The following is a 22194-nucleotide window of genomic DNA, read 5'->3' as shown; positions in this document are numbered from 1 at the left end:
GCGAGCTCATTCACATCAACGCCGGATGACGCTGCCGCGACATTAATGATCCGAGGGTTTTAGCGTCAATTCGATAAACGCAACACTGTGCGTTTATCGAACAGCTTCCTCAGGCGAACAGCTGCGCACTGAGGTCGCGACTGGCGCTGAGCAGGCCGGGCAAGAAGCGCTGCTCCAGCTCGGCGCGACTGACCCGCCCGGCATGGGTGCTGACATTTAGCGCGGCGACCACTTGCCCGGAGGCGTCGTACACCGGCACAGCGATCGAGCGCAGCCCCTGTTCCAGTTCCTGATCGACAATGCACCAGCCCTGCTGCCGCACCTGCTGCAAACATTCGAGCAACGCGTCCGGGGTATGAATGGTGCGGCTGGTCTTGGCCACCAGTTCGGCGTGGTCGAGGTATTCGCCCAAGGAGGTGTCGTCCAGCGCGGCCAACAGAATGCGCCCCATCGACGTGCAATACGCCGGCAACCGCCCTCCGACGGAAAGGTCGACCGAGATCAATCGCTGAGTGGTCGCCGAACGCGCGATATAGAGAATGTCATCGCCCTCCAGCGTCGCCATGTTGCAGGCTTCGTGCAACTGCTCGCTCATACGGTCCAGATACGGCTGGGCCGAGACCGCCAGCGGCGTCGAGGACAGATAGGCATGGCCGAGGGTCAGCACTTTCGGCAGCAGCGAATAGGTGCGCCCGTCGGTGGTGGCGTAGCCGAGCTTGATCAGCGTGTGCAGGCAACGGCGCACGGCGGCGCGGGGGATTTCCGTGCGATGACTTATCTGCGCGATGGTCAGGTGGCGTTTGCGTTCCTGAAACGCCTGCACCACGGCCAGACCACGGGCCAGGGACGTCATGAAATCCGGATCACCGGTCAGCGCCTGAATGCGCTTGGCCGGCGAGGCGACGATGGGCGGCGCCACCGAGGTGAAGGAGTTGCGCATTTGATCGTTCATTTCTTGTCCTTGTCCGGCACGCATCGATGCCTAGTCAAACGGCTCGCCGCGCGATGCACAAGCACCGGGGCGCCAACATTGGGCGATTATCGAACCGCCGACCGATAATCGCAATCCAGTGCCCCGCCCTCCTCTTCATGCTAGAGGCAGCTTTAGCGATTCTGCTCGCAACTTAGTTGTTCCAGTTAATGGCGCCAAAAACAGAACGCCTGTTCTATAACGCGGTCTTTACACTTAACTAGCGGTAAAAGTTGCCGGTAACAAAACCCTCACACATTCAGAACCGTTTTTAACTTGGCAAAGATAGTCATTCCCGAATCGGCCGCTATAATGCACCCTAGTCGCGGCGCTTTAATCAAAAGCCCGCGACTTGCTGAAACGAGGTCCTTCGTCTCAGCTCCGGCCAGCGCCCGGCGCCCATCACACATGCAACGCCAGCGCTCGCTGAAACAGGAAACTGATGCTGCGTCAGTTTTTATCTGGTGCCGTAGCCGCCTGTAACACGGAAGTCTTGATCGCCTCTGCAATGTCTCCGCGCCCGATCGGGCTGTGGATGACTGGCGGGGGCGCGCAATTGACTCGTTGCAGTGTGTTTCACCGGATATTCAATTCAACTCATACAGGTAGCACCGTGACAAAAGACGAACTGCGCGCGGAACTAGAGCGCCAGGAACAACGTTACAAGGAAGTTTACGGCGGGGAAGTCACCACCTACGCCGCTCAGCCGGAACCGGAACGCAAGGCATGGCGCAAGCGCCCTACTGTTCAGGATCAGGTGTTCAAGCAGGAAATCGAAAAGATCGAAAAGGAACTCAAAGCCGAAGAGCCATGAGCCACGGCGGTTGAGCATTCGAAAGTCGGCGTCCGCCTGAGCCACAGCGCGGTGGAAGACGACACCTCGCGCGCCCGTTAACCGCGGGCAGCGGCTGCATCGCTGTTCTGCGTCTTATGAACGAGCGTCCCACAGGTTTCAGAGATATTTCAGACAAGCGTTTGAGCCTTTGCGATGTCTGAAAAAACGCCTCGAAAATATAGTTTATCCAATAAAATCAAGTAGTTGAAAAACCCTGCGTGCTGCTTGGTTTTCACGCCCTGCAACAAATTAAATCGAAGAAGGGTGTGACCAGTGAGCAGACGGGGCATCGATTTCCTGTCTTTTCTGGCATAATCGCGCCCCCTTACGACCGGGTCAGAAAACCTTCATGATCGATTTATTCAGCGGACTGGATGCTTGGGTGCTTGTGAGCCTCTTGCTCGCCCTGACGTTTGTCCTCGCCTTCGAGTTCATCAATGGATTTCATGACACCGCTAACGCGGTAGCCACTGTTATCTACACCAAAGCCATGCCGCCACACCTGGCGGTGTTCTTTTCCGGTGTGTTCAATTTCCTCGGCGTGCTGCTGGGCGGCGTGGGTGTGGCGTATGCCATCGTCCACTTGCTGCCGGTTGAGCTGCTGATCAATGTGAACACCGGCCATGGCCTGGCGATGGTGTTCTCGTTGCTCGCCGCGGCAATCGCCTGGAACCTGGGCACCTGGTACTTCGGTATCCCGGCTTCCAGCTCGCACACCCTGATCGGCTCGATCCTCGGTGTCGGCCTGGCCAACGCGCTGATCAACGACATTCCGTTGAGAGATGGCGTGAACTGGCAGAAAGCGATCGACATCGGCGCCTCGCTGGTGTTCTCGCCAATGGCCGGCTTCCTCATCGCCGCGCTGGTGCTGATCGGCCTGAAATGGTGGCGCCCGCTGTCGAAGATGCACAAGACACCGGAACAGCGTCGCAAGATCGACGACAAAAAGCACCCACCGTTCTGGAACCGTCTGGTCCTGGTGATCTCGGCCATGGCCGTGAGCTTCGTGCACGGTTCCAACGACGGCCAGAAAGGCATCGGCCTGATCATGCTGGTGCTGATCGGTATCGTCCCGGCGCAGTTCGTACTCGACCTGAACAGCACCACCTACCAGATCGAACGCACCCGCGACGCGACCCTGCACCTGAGCCAGTTCTACCAGCGCAACGCCGATTCGCTGGGTGAGTTCCTGGCCCTGGGCAAGAGCGTGGAAGGCGACCTGCCGGAGAAATTCCGCTGCAACCCGCAGCAGACCGAACCGACCATCACCGCCCTGCTGCACACCCTCAAAGGTGTAGCGGACTACCATTCGCTGTCGTCGGACAGCCGCATCGAAGTGCGTCGCTACCTGCTCTGCCTGGACGACACGGCGAAGAAAGTCGGCAAATTGCCTGGCCTGGAAGCCCGTGAAAAAGCTGACCTCGACAAGCTGCGCAAAGACCTGACCACCACCACTGAATACGCCCCGTTCTGGGTGATTCTGGCGGTCGCCCTGGCACTGGGCCTGGGCACCATGGTCGGCTGGAAGCGTGTGGTGCTGACCATTGGCGAGAAGATCGGCAAGCAGGGCATGACCTATTCCCAGGGCATGTCGGCGCAGATCACCACCGCCAGTTTGATCGGCATGGCCAACATTTTCAGCCTGCCGGTGTCGACCACTCACGTGTTGTCTTCGGGTGTGGCCGGAACCATGGTTGCCAACAAAAGCGGCCTGCAGGGTGGCACGGTGAAGACTATTTTGCTGGCCTGGGTACTGACCTTGCCAGCGACCGTGGCGCTGTCGGCCGGGTTGTTCTGGTTGGCTTCGAAGGCTTTGGGTAGTTGATCGTTAGCTGTTGATTGGAAAAGGCGTGATTCGTGAGGATCACGCCTTTTTTGTTATTGGGGGTAAGAAGTCTGCCGAAGGGGCAAAAGATCAAAAGCCAAAGCAAAAGCCAGATCAAGAGCCCCTCACCCTAGCCCTCTCCCGGAGGGAGAGGGAACTGACCGAGGTGTTTAATCGAAGTACGCCGACCTGAGATACCGAGTCGATGCAGGTTTTGAACACCACACAAATCGGCCCCCTCTCCCTCGGGAGAGGGCTGGGGTGAGGGGCAGCAACAATGCAAATCAAAAGCCGAACACCCACGCTTTTCACCACTCAATAGGCCGAGTGTCAGCTCGCCTGCTCTTGATCTTGATCCACCGGCGACGTCGGAAGGCTGAGTGGAGGGATTGATCCGGGCGTGGGAGCGCAGCGACCGTCTGGCGCAGCCAGACACAGCGCAAGGAGGTGCAGCGAAGCAAACCGGAGCCGCTGCGCCCGGATCAGTCCCGGAGCGAAGGGACCCGAGCCTGCGAGGGCCGAACGCAGGAGCTAGCGTTTTGGTTACTTTTTGGCGTCTGAAAAAGTGACTCGCCGTAAGGGCGAAACCGCCAGCCGCCACACCCGAAGCAACGGATATTCACCCAAAACCCCAACAGCCTGGTCGGCCCAAAGGCCGCCAAGGCCGCCAAGGCACAAAAAAAAGGGGCAACCGAAGTCGCCCCAAAATGCCTTGCGTGCCCATCAAATCCAGAAGAACTCACTTGCGCCGCTTATGCGCATCCTTCCAGATAAAAAATCCAAACCCTGCAAAAAACAGCACCATGAGCCCCACCGTGAGAACCCCGGCAAACACCACGTTATCGAAAAACATGACTGACCTCCCGGCCCTGCTTTGCTTTGCTTTGCTGCGATGGATTCAAATTAACAAACACACAGGCGCACATATTGACCAGGATCAATATCCGCAACGTTGGGAAATAAAGGAGGGGAAATAACTGATCTGCATCAACCAATGCAGCGGGAGATCAACGCTTTTTCGGCTTGTTCTTCGACTTTTTCTTGGCTTTTCCCAACGGCATCGCCTGCTCGAAAGCCTGGCGCACTTCGTTCAGGCGCTTCTCGTTGAGGTCATGCACACGCTTGGCGCGTTCAGTGCTGAGGTCGATCAGTTTGTCGTCTTGGCTCATGGCGTCCGGCACATCGCAGAAGAGATCACAGCTGCCGTCACCGGCAGGATTGCGCCAATCATGCAGCTTGGCGCAGGCGCTGACCAGTCACTGCTCAAATCTCGATATCGACCCACAAGCCCTGACGCGGCTGATCGTCTATCAACGGCACCACCGGCACGGTGTTGTCGGCGTTCAACTCGGTACCCGGCACGGCCAGATGCTCTTCAGGATCTTCATCCGCCTCGCGGCGTCGGCGGTCACGTTCCTGTTGACGACGCTGTTCTTCGCGCGCCAGCAGACGATCCTCTTCCGGATCACGCTTCTGCAGATCGATCGTGCTTTCGTTGGAGCTTTCCTGCACCGGCACCACCGGCGGGATGTCCGGCCGCTGGCGGATCGGATCCTGCTGGGAAGTGATCGGCACGGCGCTCAAGGGGAGCATCGGTGGCAACATATAAAGGTCTCCTGTCTGCAGGCTATCGGCTGGGGTGCAGGCGCCTTGAGCCGCCTGTCGCAAACTTGTGATGCGCTTGGCACCTGTTGGAGCTGCCGAAGGCTGCGATCTCTTATGGGACAACGCAAAACCGAAGTGTTCCCACAGATCAAAAGATCGCAGCCTGCGGCAGCTCCTACCCCAGTATTTCTTTGGCCTGAAGCCTGCATTCCGTTAAGATAGCCCGCTTTTTCAAGGTGGGAGTCAGGCAGCATGGCGCAGCAGTATCAACCGGGGCAACGCTGGATCAGTGACAGCGAAGCAGAGCTTGGTTTAGGCACCGTTCTGGCACAGGACGGCCGCTTGCTGACCGTGCTTTACCCGGCCACTGGCGAAACCCGCCAGTACGCGCTACGGAATGCGCCCCTGACCCGCGTGCGGTTCTCGCCGGGCGACTCCATCACCCATTTCGAAGGCTGGAAGATGACCGTGCAGCAGGTCGACGACGTCGACGGGCTGATGGTCTATCACGGCCTCAACGGGCAGAACGAGGTCGTCACGCTGCCGGAAACCCAGCTGTCGAACTTCATTCAGTTCCGCCTCGCCAGCGACCGCCTGTTCGCCGGGCAGATCGACCCGCTGTCGTGGTTCTCCCTGCGATACAACACTCTTGAACACACCAGCCGCCAGTTGCAGTCCTCGCTGTGGGGTCTGGGTGGCGTGCGTGCGCAACCGATCGCGCACCAGTTGCACATCGCCCGCGAAGTCGCCGACCGCATCGCCCCGCGCGTACTGCTGGCGGACGAAGTAGGTCTGGGTAAAACCATCGAAGCCGGTCTGGTCATCCATCGCCAACTGCTTTCGGGCCGCGCCAACCGCGTGCTGATCCTGGTCCCGGAAAACCTCCAGCATCAGTGGCTGGTGGAGATGCGCCGCCGCTTCAATCTGCAGGTCGCGCTGTTCGACGAAGAACGCTTTATCGAAAGCGATGCCACCAACCCGTTCGAAGACACGCAACTGGCGCTGGTCGCGCTGGAGTGGCTGGTCGACGACGAGAAGGCACAGGACGCCTTGTTCGCTGCCGGTTGGGACCTGATGGTGGTCGACGAAGCGCACCACCTGGTCTGGCATGAAGACAAGGCCAGCGCGGAGTATTCGCTGGTCGAGCAACTGGCCGAAGTCATCCCCGGCGTGCTGCTGCTCACCGCCACCCCGGAACAACTCGGTCAGGACAGCCACTTCGCCCGTCTGCGCCTGCTCGACCCGAACCGTTTCCACGACCTGGCCGCGTTCCGCGCCGAGAGCGACAACTATCGCCCGGTCGCCGAAGCGGTGCAGGAACTGCTCGACAAGGGCCGTCTCTCCGCCGAAGCGCACAAGACCATTCACGGTTTCCTCGGCAACGAAGGCGAAGCCCTGCTCACCGCCGTCAACGATGGCGATACTGAAGCCAGCGCCCGCCTCGTGCGTGAACTGCTCGATCGCCACGGCACCGGCCGCGTGCTGTTCCGCAACACCCGCGCCGCCGTGCAGGGTTTCCCGGAGCGCAAACTGCATCCGTATCCACTGCCGTGCCCCGACGAATACCTCGAACTGCCGCTGGGCGAACACGCCGAGCTGTACCCGGAAGTCAGCTTCCAGGCGCAGCCGGAAGCCAGTGAAGAAGAGCGCTGGTGGAAATTCGATCCGCGCGTCGAGTGGCTGATCGATCAGCTGAAAATGCTCAAGCGCACCAAAGTGCTGGTGATCTGCGCCCACGCCGAAACCGCGATGGACCTGGAAGACGCGTTGCGCGTGCGTTCCGGCATCCCGGCCACGGTGTTCCACGAAGGCATGAACATCCTTGAGCGTGACCGCGCCGCCGCCTACTTCGCTGATGAAGAGTTCGGCGCGCAAGTGCTGATCTGCTCGGAAATCGGCAGTGAGGGTCGCAACTTCCAGTTCGCTCACCACCTGGTGCTGTTCGATCTGCCGTCGCACCCGGACCTGCTCGAGCAGCGCATCGGCCGTCTCGACCGGATCGGCCAGAAGCACATCATCGAACTGCACGTGCCGTACCTGGAAACCAGCCCGCAAGAGCGCCTGTTCCAGTGGTACCACGAGGCGCTCAACGCCTTCCTCAACACCTGCCCGACCGGCAACGCCTTGCAGCATCAGTTCGGCCCACGCCTGCTGCCGCTGCTCGAAGAAGCCGATGACGGCGAGTGGCAAGCGCTGATCGACGAAGCACGCGCCGAGCGTGAACGTCTCGAAGCCGAGCTGCACACTGGCCGCGACCGTCTGCTGGAGCTGAACTCCGGCGGTGCCGGCGAAGGTGAAGCGCTGGTAGAAGCGATCCTCGAGCAGGACGACCAGTTCGCCCTGCCGATCTACATGGAAACCCTGTTCGACGCCTTCGGCATCGACAGCGAAGACCACTCGGAAAACGCCCTGATCCTCAAGCCGAGCGAGAAGATGCTCGACGCCAGCTTCCCGTTGGGCGACGACGAAGGCGTGACCATCACCTACGACCGCAACCAGGCGCTGTCGCGCGAAGACATGCAGTTCATCACCTGGGAACACCCGATGGTGCAAGGCGGCATGGATCTGGTGCTGTCCGGTTCGATGGGCAACACCGCCGTCGCGCTGATCAAGAACAAGGCGCTGAAGCCGGGCACCGTGTTGCTCGAATTGCTGTACGTCAGCGAAGTGGTCGCACCGCGCTCGCTGCAACTGGGTCGCTACCTGCCACCGGCGGCGCTGCGTTGCCTGCTCGATGCCAATGGTAATGACCTGTCGCCACGGGTGTCGTTCGAAACCCTCAACGATCAGCTGGAAAGCGTGCCACGGGCCAGCGCCAACAAGTTCATCCAGGCCCAGCGCGATCAACTGACGCCTCGGATCAATGCCGGCGAAGAAAAGATCGCCCCGCGTCACGCCGAGCGTGTGGCCGAAGCGCGCCGCCGCCTGGCCGCCGATACCGACGAAGAACTGGCGCGCCTGACCGCGTTGCAAGCGGTCAACCCGACCGTGCGCGACAGCGAACTGGAGGCGTTGCGCACTCAGCGTGAGCAGGGTCTGGCGATGCTCGACAAAGCGGCGCTGCGCCTGGAAGCGATTCGGGTGCTGGTGGCGGGTTAAACCGCCCTGCTCCACCGCTGAAAACCAAGAGGCCCGCAGTAATGCGGGCCGATCGTTCCCACGCTCTGCGTGGGAACGATCATGTGGGAGCGAGCCTGCTCGCGAAAACGCTCAGGCAGTCGCCGCAGAAATTTCTGGCTCAACCACCGCCACCAATCCCTCCTTCATCCGCTGCGCATCCCGCACAAAACACCGCGATGCCAGAAACAGAAAGACCATGGTCAAAAACAGCGCCACCGGGATCAGGTACATCGCGTCATGCAGGCCGACGGCCTTGAACGCTTCGGTCATCTGTTCAGCTCCTGCCGACAGCATCGCCGTGTGCGCGAAGTGATCCGACAGCCCACCCACGACCACTGGCCCCAACCCGCCGCCGAGCAGATACAGACCAGCGAAGAACAACGCCATCGCCGTGGCCCGCAGGCGCGGTTCGACGACGTCCTGAATCGCCGTGTACACGCAGGTATAGAAGTTGTAGGCGAACAGCCAGCCGACGCTGAACACCGCGACGAACACACCGATCTCGATGCGCCCGGCATGCAGCGCCCACGCCGTGCACAGGGTCGAAATGATCAGACTGAACGCGGCAAACAGCAGCCGCCCACTGGCGAAACGCTGATGAATCTTGTCGGCAATCCAGCCGCCGAGGGTCAGCCCGACCAGTCCGGTGACGCCGACGATCACGCCGGTGGCCACCGCCGCCTCCTGCAACGGCATGAGGAAATAGCGCTGCAGCATCGGCACCAGGAACGAGTTGCAGGCATAGGTCGCGAAGTTGAAGCACAGCCCGGCCATCACCAGCCACAGGAAGGTCGGCACGGCGAGGACGCGGCGGATCGGTTTGTCGACTTTCTCTTGCGAGACCTGCACGGTTTCAGCTGCGCCGCGTTTCGGCTCTTTGATGAAGAACATGAACACCGCGAGGATCAGCCCCGGCACGGCAGCGATGAAGAACGGCGCGCGCCAGCTGTCGAACGCCTTGACCATCGCGCCGATGGTGAAGAACGCCAGCAGCAGCCCCAGCGGCAGGCCAAGCATGAAAATACCCATCGCCCGCGCCCGACGGTGCGCCGGAAACAGATCGCCGATCAGCGAGTTGGCCGCTGGTGCGTAACTGGCTTCGCCGATGCCAATGCCCATGCGCACGATGAGGAAACTCCAGAAACTGCCGACCATGCCGTTGACCGCAGTCAGCGCACTCCAGGTGGCCAGGCCCCAGCCCATCAGTTTGCTGCGTGAACCGGTGTCGGCCATGCGCCCGAGTGGCAGGCCGGCAATCGCGTAAACGATGGTGAACGCGGTGCCGATGATGCCCAGCTGAAAGTCGCTGAGGTGCCATTCCATGCGGATCGGTTCGATGATGATCGCCGGGATGGTGCGGTCGAAGAAATTGAACAGGTTGGCGAGGAACAGCAGGAACAGAATGCGCCAGGCATTCGCCGCTTGGGTCGAGTTCTGCATGGGTCCGTCTCTTTATTGTTATGGGGGCTTCACTGCCAGCGCGTCGAGCCCGGAACCTGCAATCTAGTCAGCCGCGCGGGGGCTGTCTGTCATCATTCGTCAGCCTGATATCGACCCATCGCACTGTAACGAAACGTAAGCCCTTGATAAGTCTGGAATCCCCCGCCATACGGGGCTTTCGCGGCAAAATCCAGCGACAAAAAAATAGTTTCGCGCCCCCCTTCCCAACGCCATGGCAAAGCCTAGAATGGCCGCCGGATCCGTCCGGATCTTCCGATCAATCCCTTTGATACCCCCGCCCATGTCCGAAGCCAGTCCGTGTCTGAATTGCGGTGCCTGCTGTTCCCATTTTCGCGTGTCTTTTTTCTGGGGTGAGTGCTCATCCGCTGGCGGGACGGTGCCCGATGAACTGGTCGCGCAGATCACTCCGAGCCGGGTGGCGATGATCGGCACCGATCGCAAGCCCACGCGTTGCACGTCTCTGGCGGGTGAGGTCGGCAGCGCTGTGGCCTGCACGATCTACGACAAGCGCTCGAGCACCTGCCGCGAGTTCGAGGCGTCGTGGGAGAACGGCGAGCACAATCCCGACTGCGACAAGGCCCGCGCCGCCCACGGCCTGCCACCCTTGCCGCCACACTGGAACGACCTGCCGCTGGAGCGCATTGCCTGAGCCTTAGCGCGAATCGCTATGAGCCTAATGGCAAAATCATTACCACCAATATGCCACTACGGCTTGCAGCCGGAAAACCGCCTCTATACTGCTTTCATTCGCCTGCGTTGATTAACGCACGGGCCAGATGAATCCGAGACGGGGCATGCTATGGAGTGGCTTGGTTTGCAGTTTGTTGCCGAGCTGCCGGCGAGCGGGCAGATTCTCCTCGATTGCAGCCACAACCCTTTGCTGGTGATGGTGGCCTATCTGGTCGCCTGCGCGGCGAGCTTCGCCACCCTGGACATGGCAGAGCGCCTGGTGCATGCCGAAGACCCGGGGTCGCGGCGGATCTGGCGCTGGATCGGCGCGACCTGCCTGGCCGGCGGCATCTGGGCCATGCACTTCATCGGCATGCTGGCCTTCCAGACCCCCATCGATATTCAGTACGACCTCGGCATTACCCTCTTGTCGTTGCTGATCGCCCTGCTTGCCTCTTGGCTGGCCATGCACACCCTCAGTGAGGTGCAGCCGAGCGCGTTGCATTGCCTGAAGACCGCGTGTGTCATCGGTTTGGGTATCGCTGGCATGCATTACGTCGGCATGGCCGCGATGAAGTCGAGCGCCACCGCCTACTACCAGCCGGGGCTGTTCGCGCTGTCGGTGCTGATTGCCATCGGCGCCAGTTTCGCCGCGCTGTGGGTGGCGCGCTATTTGAGCGAAGGCAGTGGCGTGGCGCACCAATTGCTCAAGTACAGCGCGGCGCTGATTCTCGGCGCCGGCATCATCAGCATGCACTTCACCGGCATGGCTGCGCTGGATCTGGTGCTTCCCGAAGGTGCCCTGGCAGCGAGCGGCAGTGAAACCGGGCATTTGCAACTTGGCCTGACCGTGGCGCTGATCATCCTGCTGATTCTCGGCAGTGCGATCAGCGCCGCCCTCGCCGACAAAAAGCTGCAGAACAAGGAAAACGACCTGCGCCGGGTCAACGCCTTGCTCAGCCAACTCGATCAGGCGCGCATGTCTTTGCAGCAAGCGGCCAATTACGACGCGCTGACCAATCTGATCAACCGCCGTGGATTCAACCAGATGTTCGCCGAAAAACTCAGCCAGAAAACCAGCGAGGGCGGCATGCTCGCGGTGATGTTTCTCGACATCGACCACTTCAAGCGCATCAACGACAGCCTCGGCCATGACGCCGGTGACGCGCTGCTCAAAGTCATCGCCCAGCACATCAAGAGCTCGGTGCGCAGCCACGAAGACGTGGTCGCGCGATTTGGCGGCGACGAGTTTTGCATCCTTATCAGCCTGCGCGACCGCGAAGAGGCGCGCGGTATGGCGCAGCGCATCATGCACAAGATGAAAGAGCCGATCGAACTGGCCGGCCGGCGCATGGTGATGACCACCAGCATCGGCATCAGCCTGTTCCCCGAAGACGGCACCACTTGCGAAGAGCTGCTCAAGCATGCCGACCTGGCCTTGTACCAATCCAAGGGCGCCGGGCGCAACGGTTTGCACTTCTTCAATTCCAGCCTGAAGACCCGCGCCAGTTTCGAGCTGCAACTGGAAGAAGAACTGCGCAGTGCGCTACGGCAAGACAACGCGCTGATGCTCTACTACCAGCCGATCTTCGAAGTGAAAACCGGACGCGTAACCAAGCTCGAAGCGCTGATTCGCTGGCAGCATCCGGTTCACGGTTTGCTCACACCGGATCGCTTCATCGGTATCGCCGAGAACAATGGTCTGATCGCCGAACTGGACAACTGGGTGCTGCGCCGCGCCTGCAAGGATCTCGGCGAGTTGTCGCGGCATGGTTGTGCCGAATTGAAAATCGCCTGGAACTGCTCGCCGCTGAATCTGGCGCGCGAAGAGCTGGCCGAGGAGATCGAGCACGCCTTGCACACGGCGGGCGTTGCCCCGGAACGCCTGGAACTGGAGGTCACCGAAAACGCCTTGATGGGCAATATCGCCGACACTTTGGTGCTGCTGCGGCAGATTCGCGCCCTCGGTGTGTCGCTGTCGATCGATGATTTCGGCACCGGCTATTCGTCGCTGGCCTACCTCAAGCGCCTGCCGCTGAACACCCTGAAAATCGACCGCTCGTTCATCCTCGACATCCCCACCGCCACGGCGGACATGGAGATCGTCCAGGCGATCATCGTCATGGCCCACACCCTGCATCTGCAGGTGGTCACCGAGGGCGTCGAGAGCCTGGAGCAATACGAGTTTCTCGAGCGTTCGGGCTGCGACTTCATTCAGGGTTATCTGCTCAGCCGCCCGGTGCCGCTGGACGAATTGCGCGCGGTGCTCGATGAAATCAACCAGCGCAAACCCGTCCTCGGGGTCAATCCGTTGAGTCTGGCGCGCGATACATTTGCACCAGCGTCGCTGGATCCTTCGCTAAAAAGCCTTGCGCCCCATGCAGGCGCATCAATTGTGCGGCCAATCCGCTGATTGGCGTCGCCGAGCCCTGCTCGCGGGAAAATTTCACCGCCGCGTCGAGATCCTTGAGCAGCGTGCGCACGTGCCACTTGATCGGTTCGAAACGGCTTTCGGCCATTTGCGGGGCAAGGATCTGCAACGGCTTGGAATCGGCAAAGCCACCGGCCAGCGCCTCGGCGATCAGACTGGCATCGACCCCGGCCTGCTCGGCCAGCGCCACCACTTCGGCAATCACCAGCGCATTACACGCGACGATCATCTGGTTGCAGGCCTTGGTCACCTGGCCGGCGCCAACGCCGCCCATGTGCGTGACGCGCTGACCGAGGCTGAGCAGCACCGGGCGCACGCGCTCAAGATCTGCCGCTGCACCACCGACCATGATCGCCAGACTGCCGGCCTCGGCGCCGGCCACACCGCCGGACACCGGGGAGTCAAGCCAGCCCATGCCGCTTTTCTCGGCCAGCGCTGCGGCCATCTCGCGAGTCGCGGTCGGTTCAAGACTGGAGAAATCCACCAATAGCTGGCCTTTTTTCGCCCCTTCGGCGATGCCGCCAGTGCCAAACACCACTTCACGCACCACGGCGGTATCGGCCAGACACAGCATGACGATGTCGGCGTGTGCGCACAGGTCAGCCGGGCTGGATACCTGTCGGGCGCCGGCCGCAACCAGCGGTGCACACTTGTCCGGGTTGCGGTTCCACACTGTCAGCGGGTAACCCGCCGCCAGCAGACGCCGGCACATGGGCAGGCCCATCAGGCCGATTCCGGCAAACCCCAACGAAGGTAGCGTTGACATCATTTCGCCTCTTTTCGATTAAAGATCACCGAATCATGGCCGATTCATCAACGATCAGGAAAGGATTCCGCCCGGCGATCAGACCAGCCAGCACTACGACGCCCGGGCCGTATTCGCGCACACAAGACGCGAGATCTTATTCCGTGAGGTTCGCCGGCACTGTTCGGCGGGCCAACCCAGTCCAGGTAAATGGCGCACCATGACCTCTAAAAACAACCCCGCCAGTGCAACAGCCGATCTGACCCTGAGCCCCGCCGCGAACAGCGCGTCATTATCCAGACCGACGCAGCCTTCGCGCCCGCTGTCGACCCAGCAATACCTGTACTTCACCGAAACCAACACCGACCGCATCCTCGATAACCTCGACGGCCTGCGCGATTCGGTGTTTCCGCGCCCGGCGCATCAGGAAGGCGACAACGAGCAGCACAACGACCAGGAATTCCCCTCGGTGTGCCTGATCGGCCTCGGTCGCTGCGGCTCCAACATCGCCCTCGACGTGGCGGAGCTGGTGTACAACGCGCGCAAGTTCTACCTCAACGAATTCAACAACGAAGACCGCCCGACCGACCGGCGTCTGGCCGACAAGGGCTACAGCCCAGCGCAGTGGATCAAGAACAATCTGCGCATCGGCACCAGCAAATCGACCAAACCGGTGTTTCTCGTCGAACCGCTGGTGATGCTTGGCGACCTCGACAAGGACATCGCCGGGCGCATCCGTTTCTCGCGCAAGGGCGAGAAAAGCGGCTTCCTGCGCGACTACAGCAAAATGAAGATCATGGACTTGTCCGAAGTCCACGCCGGTGGCGCCGGTAACGCGCCGATCCTCGGCCAGTACCTGGCGAAGATCATCCTCAACAAGGACACCCAGCGCTTCTCCAGCCCCGACTGGAAAATGATCCACTCGTACCTGATCGACAGCTGCGGGATCAAGGCCAACCAGTCGCGCCTGTATTTCTCGATCTTCAGTGCCGGCGGCGGTACCGGTTCGGGCATGGCCTCGGAGTTCGGTCTGGCCCAGCAGCACTCGTACATGAACAAGACCTTCGACACCAAGCCGATGGACGAGCATGACGGCAAGAGCGGCCATTCGTTTGTGTTCGAGCCGATCTTCACCAGCGGCATATGCGTGCTGCCGAACATTTCCGACCACCGCAGCGAAATGTCCGAGGCGCTGCACATCAACGCCGGGCGCCTGCTGTGCAAATACCTGTCGGAGGAATGGGATTTCTCCTACAACTTCGCCAATGAAGACAGCAGCGAAGCCAGCGTGATGGGACGTATCCGCCCGTGGAACGCGATGATGCTGATCTCCAACGACATCATGCGTTACGCCGAAGAAAGCGATGATGGCAACATCCAGAACATTGATGTCAATGCCATGGAGAAGCACGCCAACCAGTACATCTCGCAGCAGATCTTCAACATTCTCACGGCGCAGGCAGTCACCACTGACTACGACCAGAACTACTTCCGCCGCGCCGGCATCGACATCGGCGAAACCATCCGCCTGGATGCCAACGACCTGTTCATGAGTCTGGCCGGCCCGGTGGCGATTGCCTACGCCGAATCGGTAGTGCCGGAAACCCCGCCGCCGAGCAGCGACAAGTTCAAGGTCTTCGATAAAGAGCCGCAGCGCCTGAACATCGACGACCTGTTCTTCCGTTCGATCGACCTGCCGCACTTCAACAAGGTCACTCAGGCCATCGAAGGCATCAGCCTGCTGCCGATCGAATCCAAGCGTTATCGCGCTTCGCTTGAGCAGTACAAGAATTCCGGCTACGACGCCGCCGCGCTGCACGACCTGCACTTCTTCAAGAATTGCTCGTCGGTGGTGTCGATCGTGTCGCTGCCGAAAGACTACAAACTGTCGTACATGGACCTGAACCGGTTGAAGACCCACCTCAACAGCCTGTTCCCCAACACCACGCTCAAGCGTTACGCGCTGGTGATCGGCGCTTCGGCCAACCTGTCGCTGACCACCCTGATAGCCAAGAGCCCGTGCCTGTCGGACGACTTCCTCACGCTGATCGTGGCGTTCATCAAGCGCTGCTTCGCGAAGAATCCGTACCGTTTCGACGAGACGCTGGATAACTCGATTCTCGACTTCATCATTCAGGAAGACTTCGACGAAGAGCGGATCGACGACCTGCTCAACGAATTCGAAAACCCGGCGAAGATCCTCGATACCAACTGGTACGCGATCAAGCCGATGTACGAAAAGAAATACCGTGAGTTGATCAACGACAAGGACAAGTTCGTCTCGATCAATGACATTCGCCTGTCGCGTGATTGCGTGAAGAAGTCGATCAAGTACCTGCGCGAGATCTACCGCCACCGGATTGGCAAGACCAAGGTGATTTCGCTGAATAATCATACCGGGAAGACTTACTCGGTCTGATCAAAACCGAGTAACCCCCTTCGCGAGCAAGCTCGCTCCCACATTTGGAATACATTGCCCTGTGGGAGCGAGCTTGCTCGCGAAGGGGCCGGCTAATTCGCCGAAAATCTCAGGCCTCCCAACATCCAGAAACAATTAAGCGACCCTCAGGCCGCTCCATAAACTGTTCCCGTTACGTTTACGTCACCGTGAGGCGTGGCATTTCTCCACGGCAAGGTGCCATCACGCTACTCCGCTACACACTTGCGGCGCGGCAATCGAGGCACCAAAAGAGTGCGAGCAATTAAACGGCCGCCCTTTCCTGGATCAGAATCCACGGCGAAACCACCACGGCCCACAGCTGCGGATCACGTTCGAAAATATCCAGTGCCCGCGTTTCAGACAGCTTGGCGACCTTGTCCTCGGCCAGCCAGGCCGCGACTTTCTCGCCTTCATCCGATGCCACGGCCTCGGCGGCGGCGATCAAATCCAGGTCAGGGTCGACCCACAATAGGGCACCCTTGGCGAAGAACGGCTCCAGCTCTTTCCAGGTAATAGATGCCGTTTCACCAAGCAGCTTGGCATAGAGGGTGCTAGGTTCTTGATTCATGGGAGCTGTCCGGAAAAGAAATCGACGCGAATGATAACGTCGGTGGTCCGGCAGAAAAACCCGGTTGCAAATCGCTGCACCGAACGAAAAGAGCAGGAACGCCAGGGAATGCTGCCTTTTGGGATATATGCCCCCGATTGCCCCGCCGCAATTCTGTCTCTTTCATTCAAAAATGCGACACCCCCAAGTTTTGCCCCGTGGCGCCCGCTTCCCAGTTGATCAAGCGGCGCTCTACACTGTACCGGTACAGTTGCCGGGGCATTTTCCGGAGGGTATCGCAAAGATATCTGACCCGGTTCTGCTGCTACGGCGCCAGAACTCTAAAAAATACAACAGTAAGAGTGGAGCACTATGACTAAGGCTACTAAGCAGATTTCCAAACTGTTTGCCGCTATGGTTCTGGCCGGGGTTGCCAGCCATTCGTTCGCAGCTGACACCATCAAAATCGGTATCGCCGGTCCTAAAACCGGTCCAGTAGCCCAGTACGGCGACATGCAGTTCAGTGGCGCGAAAATGGCCATCGAGCAGATCAACGCCAAGGGCGGCGTCGACGGCAAGAAACTCGAAGCCGTTGAATACGACGATGCCTGCGATCCGAAACAAGCGGTAGCGGTAGCGAACAAGGTCGTCAACGACGGCGTCAAGTTCGTGGTCGGTCACCTGTGCTCCAGCTCCACTCAGCCAGCTTCGGACATCTACGAAGACGAAGGCGTGATCATGATCACCCCGGCTGCCACCAGCCCGGACATCACCGCCCGTGGCTACAAAATGATCTTCCGCACCATCGGTCTCGACAGCGCCCAGGGCCCTGCCGCCGGCAACTACATCGCCGATCACGTGAAACCGAAAGTGGTTGGCGTGCTGCACGACAAACAGCAGTACGGTGAAGGCATCGCCACCGCCGTGAAATCGACCCTCGAGAAGAAAGGCACCAAGGTTGCCGTCTTCGAAGGCGTCAACGCTGGCGACAAGGACTTCTCCGCCATCATCGCCAAGCTCAAGCAAGCCGGCGTCGACTTCGTCTACTACGGCGGCTACCACCCGGAGCTGGGCCTGATTCTGCGTCAGGCTCAGGAAAAAGGCCTGAAAGCCCGCTTCATGGGTCCGGAAGGCGTGGGTAACGACTCGATCACCCAGATCGCCAAGGACGCGTCCGAAGGCCTGCTGGTGACCCTGCCGAAATCCTTCGACCAGGATCCGGCCAACGTTGCCCTGGCTGACGCGTTCAAAGCCAAGAAGGAAGATCCGAGCGGTCCGTTCGTGTTCCCGTCCTACTCGGCGGTGACCGTGATTGCCGAAGGCATCAAGGCGGCCAAGTCCGAAGACGCTACCAAAGTGGCTGAAGCCATCCACGCCGGTTCGTTCAAGACCCCGACCGGCGACCTGAGCTTCGACGACAAGGGCGACCTGAAGGACTTCAAATTTGTCGTGTACGAGTGGCACAACGGCAAACCTAAAACCGAAGTTTCGCCTCAGTAAGGCCTTGCCCGACTGACTGCCAATAAAGCCCACGGCGTGCCGTGGGCTTTGTTTTGCGAATGTATGGGCCGCGCTGGCGTGATCCGCCAGTCGACCCACCTGAAAATCTCAAAACCGTCATCAGCGGTTCGCTGGCAAAACCCGGATTCGAAGTGGATAGAGATCCACGGGGCCGGGCGGGAAAATGACTCCACCAGTGAAATGCGTACAGGTTTTTAGGAGCGCTGTAATGCCTGACCTCTATCACTTCTTCCAACAGCTGGTTAACGGCCTCAACGTTGGCAGCATGTATGCCCTGATCGCCATCGGCTACACGATGGTCTACGGCATCATTGGAATGATCAACTTCGCCCACGGCGAGGTGTACATGATCGGTTCCTACGTGGCCTTCATCGCCATCGCCGGGCTGACCATGATGGGACTCGACAGTGTCCCGCTGTTGATGACCGCGGCGTTCATCGCCAGCATCGTCGTCACCAGTTCCTACGGTTACAGCATCGAACGGATCGCCTACCGCCCCCTGCGCGGCAGCAACCGTCTGATCCCGCTGATTTCTGCCATCGGTATGTCGATCTTCCTGCAGAACACCGTTCTGCTGGCGCAAGACTCCAAGGACAAAGCTATCCCCAACCTGATCCCGGGCAACTTCGCCTTCGGTCCGGGTGGCGCACAAGAAGTGCTGATTTCCTACATGCAGATCGTGGTGTTCGTGGTGACCCTGATCGCCATGCTCGGCCTGACCCTGTTCATCTCCCGTTCCCGTCTGGGCCGCGCCTGCCGCGCCTGTGCCGAGGACATCAAGATGGCCAACCTGCTCGGCATCAATACCAACAACATCATCGCCCTGACCTTCGTCATCGGTGCTGCGCTGGCCGCCGTTGCCGCAGTGCTGCTGAGCATGCAATACGGCGTGATCAACCCCAACGCCGGTTTCCTCGTCGGCCTCAAGGCCTTCACCGCTGCGGTACTGGGCGGCATCGGCAGCATCCCCGGGGCAATGCTCGGCGGCCTGGTGCTCGGTGTAGCGGAAGCGTTCGGTGCCGATATCTTCGGCGACCAGTACAAGGACGTCGTTGCGTTCGGCCTGCTGGTTCTGGTGCTGTTGTTCCGTCCGACCGGCATTCTGGGCCGTCCGGAGGTTGAGAAAGTATGACTAGGAATCTTAAACAGGCACTGTTCAGTGCCTTGCTGGTGTGGGCGGTGGCCTACCCGGTACTGGGTCTGAAACTGACCATCGTCGGCATCAATCTGGAAGTGCACAACACCAGCCCTGCGGTACTCGCGACCATCGCGATCTGCTCGGTGCTGATGTTCCTGCGCGTGCTGTTCAACCAGCAGATCAGCAAGGCCTGGCGCTCCTCGCCGGGCATGCCGTTGATCCCGGCCAAGGCCAGCAACTTCCTGACCCTGCCAACCACCCAGCGCTATTTCATCATTGCGCTGATTCTGGTCGCCCTGGTCTGGCCGTTCTTCGGCTCCCGTGGCGCGGTGGATATCGCAACGCTGATCCTGATCTACGTGATGCTCGGCCTGGGCCTGAACATCGTTGTCGGTCTGGCCGGTCTGCTTGACCTGGGTTACGTCGGTTTCTACGCCGTCGGCGCCTACAGCTACGCGCTGCTGTCGCACTACTACGGCTTGAGCTTCTGGATCTGCCTGCCGATTGCCGGCCTGATGGCGGCGACGTTCGGCTTCCTGCTGGGCTTCCCGGTGTTGCGTCTGCGTGGCGACTATCTGGCGATCGTGACCTTGGGTTTCGGCGAAATCATCCGTCTGTTCCTGCGTAACCTGACCGACATCACCGGTGGTCCGAACGGCATCAGCAACATCGAAAAACCGACGTTCTTCGGTCTGACCTTCGAGCGCAAAGCCGCCGAAGGCCTGCAGACGTTCCACGAGTATTTCGGCCTGCAATACAACTCGATCAACAAGGTGATCTTCCTTTACCTGGTTGCGCTGTTGCTCGCACTGGCCGCGCTGTTCGTGATCAACCGTCTGCTGCGCATGCCGATCGGTCGCGCGTGGGAAGCGCTGCGTGAAGACGAAATCGCCTGCCGCGCGTTGGGCCTGAACCCGACCGTGATCAAGCTCTCCGCGTTCACCCTGGGTGCTGCGTTCGCCGGTTTCGCCGGCAGCTTCTTCGCCGCGCGTCAGGGTCTGGTGACGCCCGAGTCGTTCACCTTCATCGAGTCGGCGATCATCCTCGCCATCGTCGTATTGGGTGGCATGGGCTCGCAACTGGGCGTGATTCTGGCGGCGATCGTGATGATCCTGTTGCCGGAAATGATGCGTGAGTTCAGCGAGTACCGCATGTTGATGTTCGGTGCGCTGATGGTGCTGATGATGATCTGGCGTCCACAAGGTCTGCTGCCGATGCAACGCCCACACATGGAGTTGCGCAAATGAGCCGCGAGATCCTTAAAGTCGAAAATCTGAGCATGCGCTTCGGCGGCTTGCTCGCGGTCAACGGCGTGGCGCTGACCGTCAAGGAAAAGCAGGTGGTTGCACTGATCGGCCCGAACGGCGCCGGCAAGACCACCGTGTTCAACTGCCTGACCGGCTTCTATCAGCCTACCGGCGGCAGCATCCTGCTCGACGGCGAGCCGATCCAGGGCCTGCCGGGCCACAAGATCGCCCTCAAAGGCGTGGTGCGGACCTTCCAGAACGTGCGTTTGTTCAAGGATATGACCGCAGTCGAGAACCTGTTGATTGCCCAGCACCGTCACTTGAACACCAACTTCCTGTCCGGCCTGTTCAAGACCCCGGCGTTCCGCAAAAGCGAGCGCGAGGCCATGGAATTTGCCGAGTACTGGCTGGAAAAGGTCAACCTCAAAGAGTTCGCCAACCGCACCGCCGGCACCCTCGCCTACGGCCAGCAACGGCGTCTGGAAATCGCCCGCTGCATGATGACCCGTCCGCGGATTCTCATGCTCGACGAACCGGCCGCCGGCCTGAACCCGAAGGAAACCGAAGACCTCAAGGCGCTGATCGGTGTGTTGCGCGAAGAGCACAACGTCACCGTGCTGCTGATCGAACACGACATGAAACTGGTCATGAGCATTTCCGACCACATCGTCGTGATCAACCAGGGCACGCCCCTGGCCGACGGCACGCCGGAACAGATCCGCGACAATCCTGAAGTGATCAAAGCCTACCTGGGGGAAGCGTAAATGCTGCAGTTCGAAAACGTTTCCACCTTCTACGGCAAGATCCAGGCCCTGCACAGCGTCAACGTCGAAGTCCGTCAGGGCGAGATCGTGACGCTGATCGGCGCCAACGGTGCCGGCAAATCCACGCTGCTGATGACACTCTGCGGTTCGCCGCAGGCGCACAGCGGCAGCATCCGCTACATGGGTGAGGAACTGGTCGGCCAGGACTCGTCGCAGATCATGCGCAAGAGCATCGCTGTGGTACCGGAAGGGCGTCGGGTGTTTGCCCGTCTGACCGTGGAAGAAAACCTGTCGATGGGCGGATTTTTCACCGACAAGGGCGACTATCAGGAACAGATGGACAAGGTTCTCGGACTTTTCCCACGCCTGAAAGAACGCTTCAACCAGCGCGGCGGCACCATGTCCGGCGGCGAACAGCAAATGCTCGCCATCGGCCGCGCGCTGATGAGCAAGCCCAAGCTGCTGCTGCTCGACGAGCCATCGCTGGGTCTGGCGCCGATCATCATCCAGCAGATCTTCGACATCATCGAACAGCTACGCAAGGACGGTGTGACGGTGTTCCTGGTCGAGCAGAACGCCAACCAGGCGCTGAAAATCGCCGACCGCGCCTACGTTCTGGAGAACGGCCGCGTGGTCATGCAAGGCACCGGTGAAGCGCTGCTGACCGACCCGAAAGTACGCGAGGCGTACCTCGGCGGTTGAGTGTTATCGCTACACAGAAAAACGGCCTTCGGGCCGTTTTTTGTTTCCTGAGCACCACCAAGGTAACCCTGTGGGAGCGAGCCTGCTCGCGAAAGCGCTCTGTCATTCAACATTATGGGTGCCTGACACACCGCCTTCGCGAGCAGGCTCGCTCCCACAGGGATACTGCTGAAT

18 protein-coding genes are annotated in these 22194 nt (G+C 60.2%); 11 read left to right on the top strand and 7 right to left on the bottom strand.

Features of this window, described 5'->3' with window-relative positions; genetic code table 11:
• Positions 1-109: 109 nt before the first annotated feature.
• Positions 110-952: a pca regulon transcriptional regulator PcaR gene (gene pcaR, locus QMX86_RS13345; RefSeq protein ID WP_016771343.1), complete on the bottom strand. Its 843-nt coding sequence runs from the start codon at positions 950-952 to the stop codon at positions 110-112.
• Positions 953-1583: 631 nt separating this feature from the next.
• Here pcaR and QMX86_RS13340 point away from each other — a divergent pair.
• Both QMX86_RS13340 and QMX86_RS13335 read left to right on the top strand, forming a co-directional pair.
• On the top strand, positions 1584-1784 hold the full coding sequence (locus QMX86_RS13340; protein ID WP_008080067.1) for a hypothetical protein: 201 nt from the start codon (positions 1584-1586) through the stop codon (positions 1782-1784).
• Positions 1785-2154: 370 nt separating this feature from the next.
• Positions 2155-3630 (top strand): inorganic phosphate transporter, encoded by a 1476-nt coding sequence (locus tag QMX86_RS13335; protein WP_016771345.1) that lies wholly within the window; start codon positions 2155-2157, stop codon positions 3628-3630.
• 739 nt (positions 3631-4369) lie between these two features.
• Here the strand turns inward: QMX86_RS13335 and ccoM are convergent.
• From ccoM to QMX86_RS13320, 3 genes are all read right to left on the bottom strand, one after another.
• Positions 4370-4483 (bottom strand): cytochrome c oxidase subunit CcoM, encoded by a 114-nt coding sequence (ccoM, locus tag QMX86_RS13330; protein WP_016771346.1) that lies wholly within the window; start codon positions 4481-4483, stop codon positions 4370-4372.
• A 154-nt stretch (positions 4484-4637) separates the two neighbouring features.
• Positions 4638-4799: a hypothetical protein gene (locus QMX86_RS13325; RefSeq protein WP_016771347.1), complete on the bottom strand. Its 162-nt coding sequence runs from the start codon at positions 4797-4799 to the stop codon at positions 4638-4640.
• Positions 4800-4893: 94 nt separating this feature from the next.
• Positions 4894-5235, bottom strand: coding sequence for a hypothetical protein (locus tag QMX86_RS13320; protein WP_024011931.1), 342 nt, complete (start codon positions 5233-5235; stop codon positions 4894-4896).
• A 252-nt stretch (positions 5236-5487) separates the two neighbouring features.
• On the opposite strand from QMX86_RS13320, the gene rapA reads away from it, so the two are divergent.
• Positions 5488-8334: an RNA polymerase-associated protein RapA gene (gene rapA / locus QMX86_RS13315; protein ID WP_076566298.1), complete on the top strand. Its 2847-nt coding sequence runs from the start codon at positions 5488-5490 to the stop codon at positions 8332-8334.
• 111 nt (positions 8335-8445) lie between these two features.
• Here rapA and QMX86_RS13310 read toward each other — a convergent pair whose 3' ends face one another.
• Entirely contained in the window at positions 8446-9795 is a 1350-nt protein-coding gene (locus tag QMX86_RS13310; protein ID WP_122705035.1) for an MFS transporter, read from the bottom strand.
• 301 nt (positions 9796-10096) lie between these two features.
• On the opposite strand from QMX86_RS13310, the gene QMX86_RS13305 reads away from it, so the two are divergent.
• Both QMX86_RS13305 and QMX86_RS13300 read left to right on the top strand, forming a co-directional pair.
• Complete coding sequence (locus QMX86_RS13305; RefSeq protein ID WP_016771350.1) at positions 10097-10465, top strand: YkgJ family cysteine cluster protein; 369 nt, start codon at positions 10097-10099, stop codon at positions 10463-10465.
• Positions 10466-10615: 150 nt separating this feature from the next.
• Complete coding sequence (locus QMX86_RS13300; protein WP_122705029.1) at positions 10616-12898, top strand: EAL domain-containing protein; 2283 nt, start codon at positions 10616-10618, stop codon at positions 12896-12898.
• On the opposite strand, the gene QMX86_RS13295 is transcribed toward QMX86_RS13300, so the two are convergent.
• The gene (locus tag QMX86_RS13295; protein ID WP_282384787.1) at positions 12789-13685 is read right to left on the bottom strand and encodes an NAD(P)-dependent oxidoreductase; all 897 of its coding nucleotides are present in this window, start codon (positions 13683-13685) and stop codon (positions 12789-12791) included. The genes QMX86_RS13300 and QMX86_RS13295 overlap by 110 nt on opposite strands.
• A gap of 196 nt (positions 13686-13881) precedes the next feature.
• Between QMX86_RS13295 and QMX86_RS13290 the strand changes: the two genes are divergently transcribed.
• Positions 13882-16080: a hypothetical protein gene (locus tag QMX86_RS13290; protein WP_282384785.1), complete on the top strand. Its 2199-nt coding sequence runs from the start codon at positions 13882-13884 to the stop codon at positions 16078-16080.
• 283 nt (positions 16081-16363) lie between these two features.
• Here QMX86_RS13290 and QMX86_RS13285 read toward each other — a convergent pair whose 3' ends face one another.
• Complete coding sequence (locus tag QMX86_RS13285; protein ID WP_110645956.1) at positions 16364-16669, bottom strand: DUF2288 domain-containing protein; 306 nt, start codon at positions 16667-16669, stop codon at positions 16364-16366.
• Between the two features lie 351 nt (positions 16670-17020).
• On the opposite strand from QMX86_RS13285, the gene QMX86_RS13280 reads away from it, so the two are divergent.
• The 5 genes from QMX86_RS13280 to QMX86_RS13260 all read left to right on the top strand — a co-directional run bounded on the left by QMX86_RS13280 (position 17021) and on the right by QMX86_RS13260 (position 22020).
• Positions 17021-18148 carry a branched-chain amino acid ABC transporter substrate-binding protein gene (locus QMX86_RS13280; RefSeq protein ID WP_016771354.1) on the top strand — a complete coding sequence of 376 codons (1128 nt, stop codon included), beginning with the start codon at positions 17021-17023 and terminating at the stop codon, positions 18146-18148.
• A 229-nt stretch (positions 18149-18377) separates the two neighbouring features.
• Positions 18378-19301 (top strand): high-affinity branched-chain amino acid ABC transporter permease LivH, encoded by a 924-nt coding sequence (livH, locus tag QMX86_RS13275; RefSeq protein ID WP_016771355.1) that lies wholly within the window; start codon positions 18378-18380, stop codon positions 19299-19301.
• Entirely contained in the window at positions 19298-20554 is a 1257-nt protein-coding gene (locus tag QMX86_RS13270; protein WP_110645955.1) for a high-affinity branched-chain amino acid ABC transporter permease LivM, read from the top strand. Before livH ends, QMX86_RS13270 begins: the two co-directional genes overlap by 4 nt.
• Positions 20551-21318 (top strand): high-affinity branched-chain amino acid ABC transporter ATP-binding protein LivG, encoded by a 768-nt coding sequence (gene livG / locus QMX86_RS13265; RefSeq protein ID WP_016771357.1) that lies wholly within the window; start codon positions 20551-20553, stop codon positions 21316-21318. Before QMX86_RS13270 ends, livG begins: the two co-directional genes overlap by 4 nt.
• Positions 21319-22020: an ABC transporter ATP-binding protein gene (locus tag QMX86_RS13260; protein ID WP_003222380.1), complete on the top strand. Its 702-nt coding sequence runs from the start codon at positions 21319-21321 to the stop codon at positions 22018-22020.
• Positions 22021-22194 lie beyond the last annotated feature (174 nt).

This window comes from Pseudomonas sp. PS01270 (genome assembly GCF_029959775.1).
GTDB lineage: Bacteria > Pseudomonadota > Gammaproteobacteria > Pseudomonadales > Pseudomonadaceae > Aquipseudomonas > Aquipseudomonas atacamensis.
This window is presented reverse-complemented; position numbering and strand designations above follow the sequence as displayed.

Bases quoted from the DNA above. Each gene is read 5' to 3' on its own strand.
- livG (WP_016771357.1), top strand. From the start codon at position 20,551: ATGAGCCGCGAGATCCTTAAAGTCGAAAATCTGAGCATGCGCTTCGGC.
- QMX86_RS13320 (WP_024011931.1), bottom strand. From the start codon at position 5,235: ATGTTGCCACCGATGCTCCCCTTGAGCGCCGTGCCGATCACTTCCCAG.
- pcaR (WP_016771343.1), bottom strand. From the start codon at position 952: ATGAACGATCAAATGCGCAACTCCTTCACCTCGGTGGCGCCGCCCATC.
- rapA (WP_076566298.1), top strand. From the start codon at position 5,488: ATGGCGCAGCAGTATCAACCGGGGCAACGCTGGATCAGTGACAGCGAA.
- QMX86_RS13300 (WP_122705029.1), top strand. From the start codon at position 10,616: ATGGAGTGGCTTGGTTTGCAGTTTGTTGCCGAGCTGCCGGCGAGCGGG.
- livH (WP_016771355.1), top strand. From the start codon at position 18,378: ATGCCTGACCTCTATCACTTCTTCCAACAGCTGGTTAACGGCCTCAAC.
- QMX86_RS13325 (WP_016771347.1), bottom strand. From the start codon at position 4,799: ATGAGCCAAGACGACAAACTGATCGACCTCAGCACTGAACGCGCCAAG.
- QMX86_RS13270 (WP_110645955.1), top strand. From the start codon at position 19,298: ATGACTAGGAATCTTAAACAGGCACTGTTCAGTGCCTTGCTGGTGTGG.
- QMX86_RS13335 (WP_016771345.1), top strand. From the start codon at position 2,155: ATGATCGATTTATTCAGCGGACTGGATGCTTGGGTGCTTGTGAGCCTC.
- QMX86_RS13290 (WP_282384785.1), top strand. From the start codon at position 13,882: ATGACCTCTAAAAACAACCCCGCCAGTGCAACAGCCGATCTGACCCTG.
- QMX86_RS13280 (WP_016771354.1), top strand. From the start codon at position 17,021: ATGACTAAGGCTACTAAGCAGATTTCCAAACTGTTTGCCGCTATGGTT.
- ccoM (WP_016771346.1), bottom strand. From the start codon at position 4,483: ATGTTTTTCGATAACGTGGTGTTTGCCGGGGTTCTCACGGTGGGGCTC.
- QMX86_RS13295 (WP_282384787.1), bottom strand. From the start codon at position 13,685: ATGATGTCAACGCTACCTTCGTTGGGGTTTGCCGGAATCGGCCTGATG.
- QMX86_RS13285 (WP_110645956.1), bottom strand. From the start codon at position 16,669: ATGAATCAAGAACCTAGCACCCTCTATGCCAAGCTGCTTGGTGAAACG.
- QMX86_RS13260 (WP_003222380.1), top strand. From the start codon at position 21,319: ATGCTGCAGTTCGAAAACGTTTCCACCTTCTACGGCAAGATCCAGGCC.
- QMX86_RS13305 (WP_016771350.1), top strand. From the start codon at position 10,097: ATGTCCGAAGCCAGTCCGTGTCTGAATTGCGGTGCCTGCTGTTCCCAT.
- QMX86_RS13310 (WP_122705035.1), bottom strand. From the start codon at position 9,795: ATGCAGAACTCGACCCAAGCGGCGAATGCCTGGCGCATTCTGTTCCTG.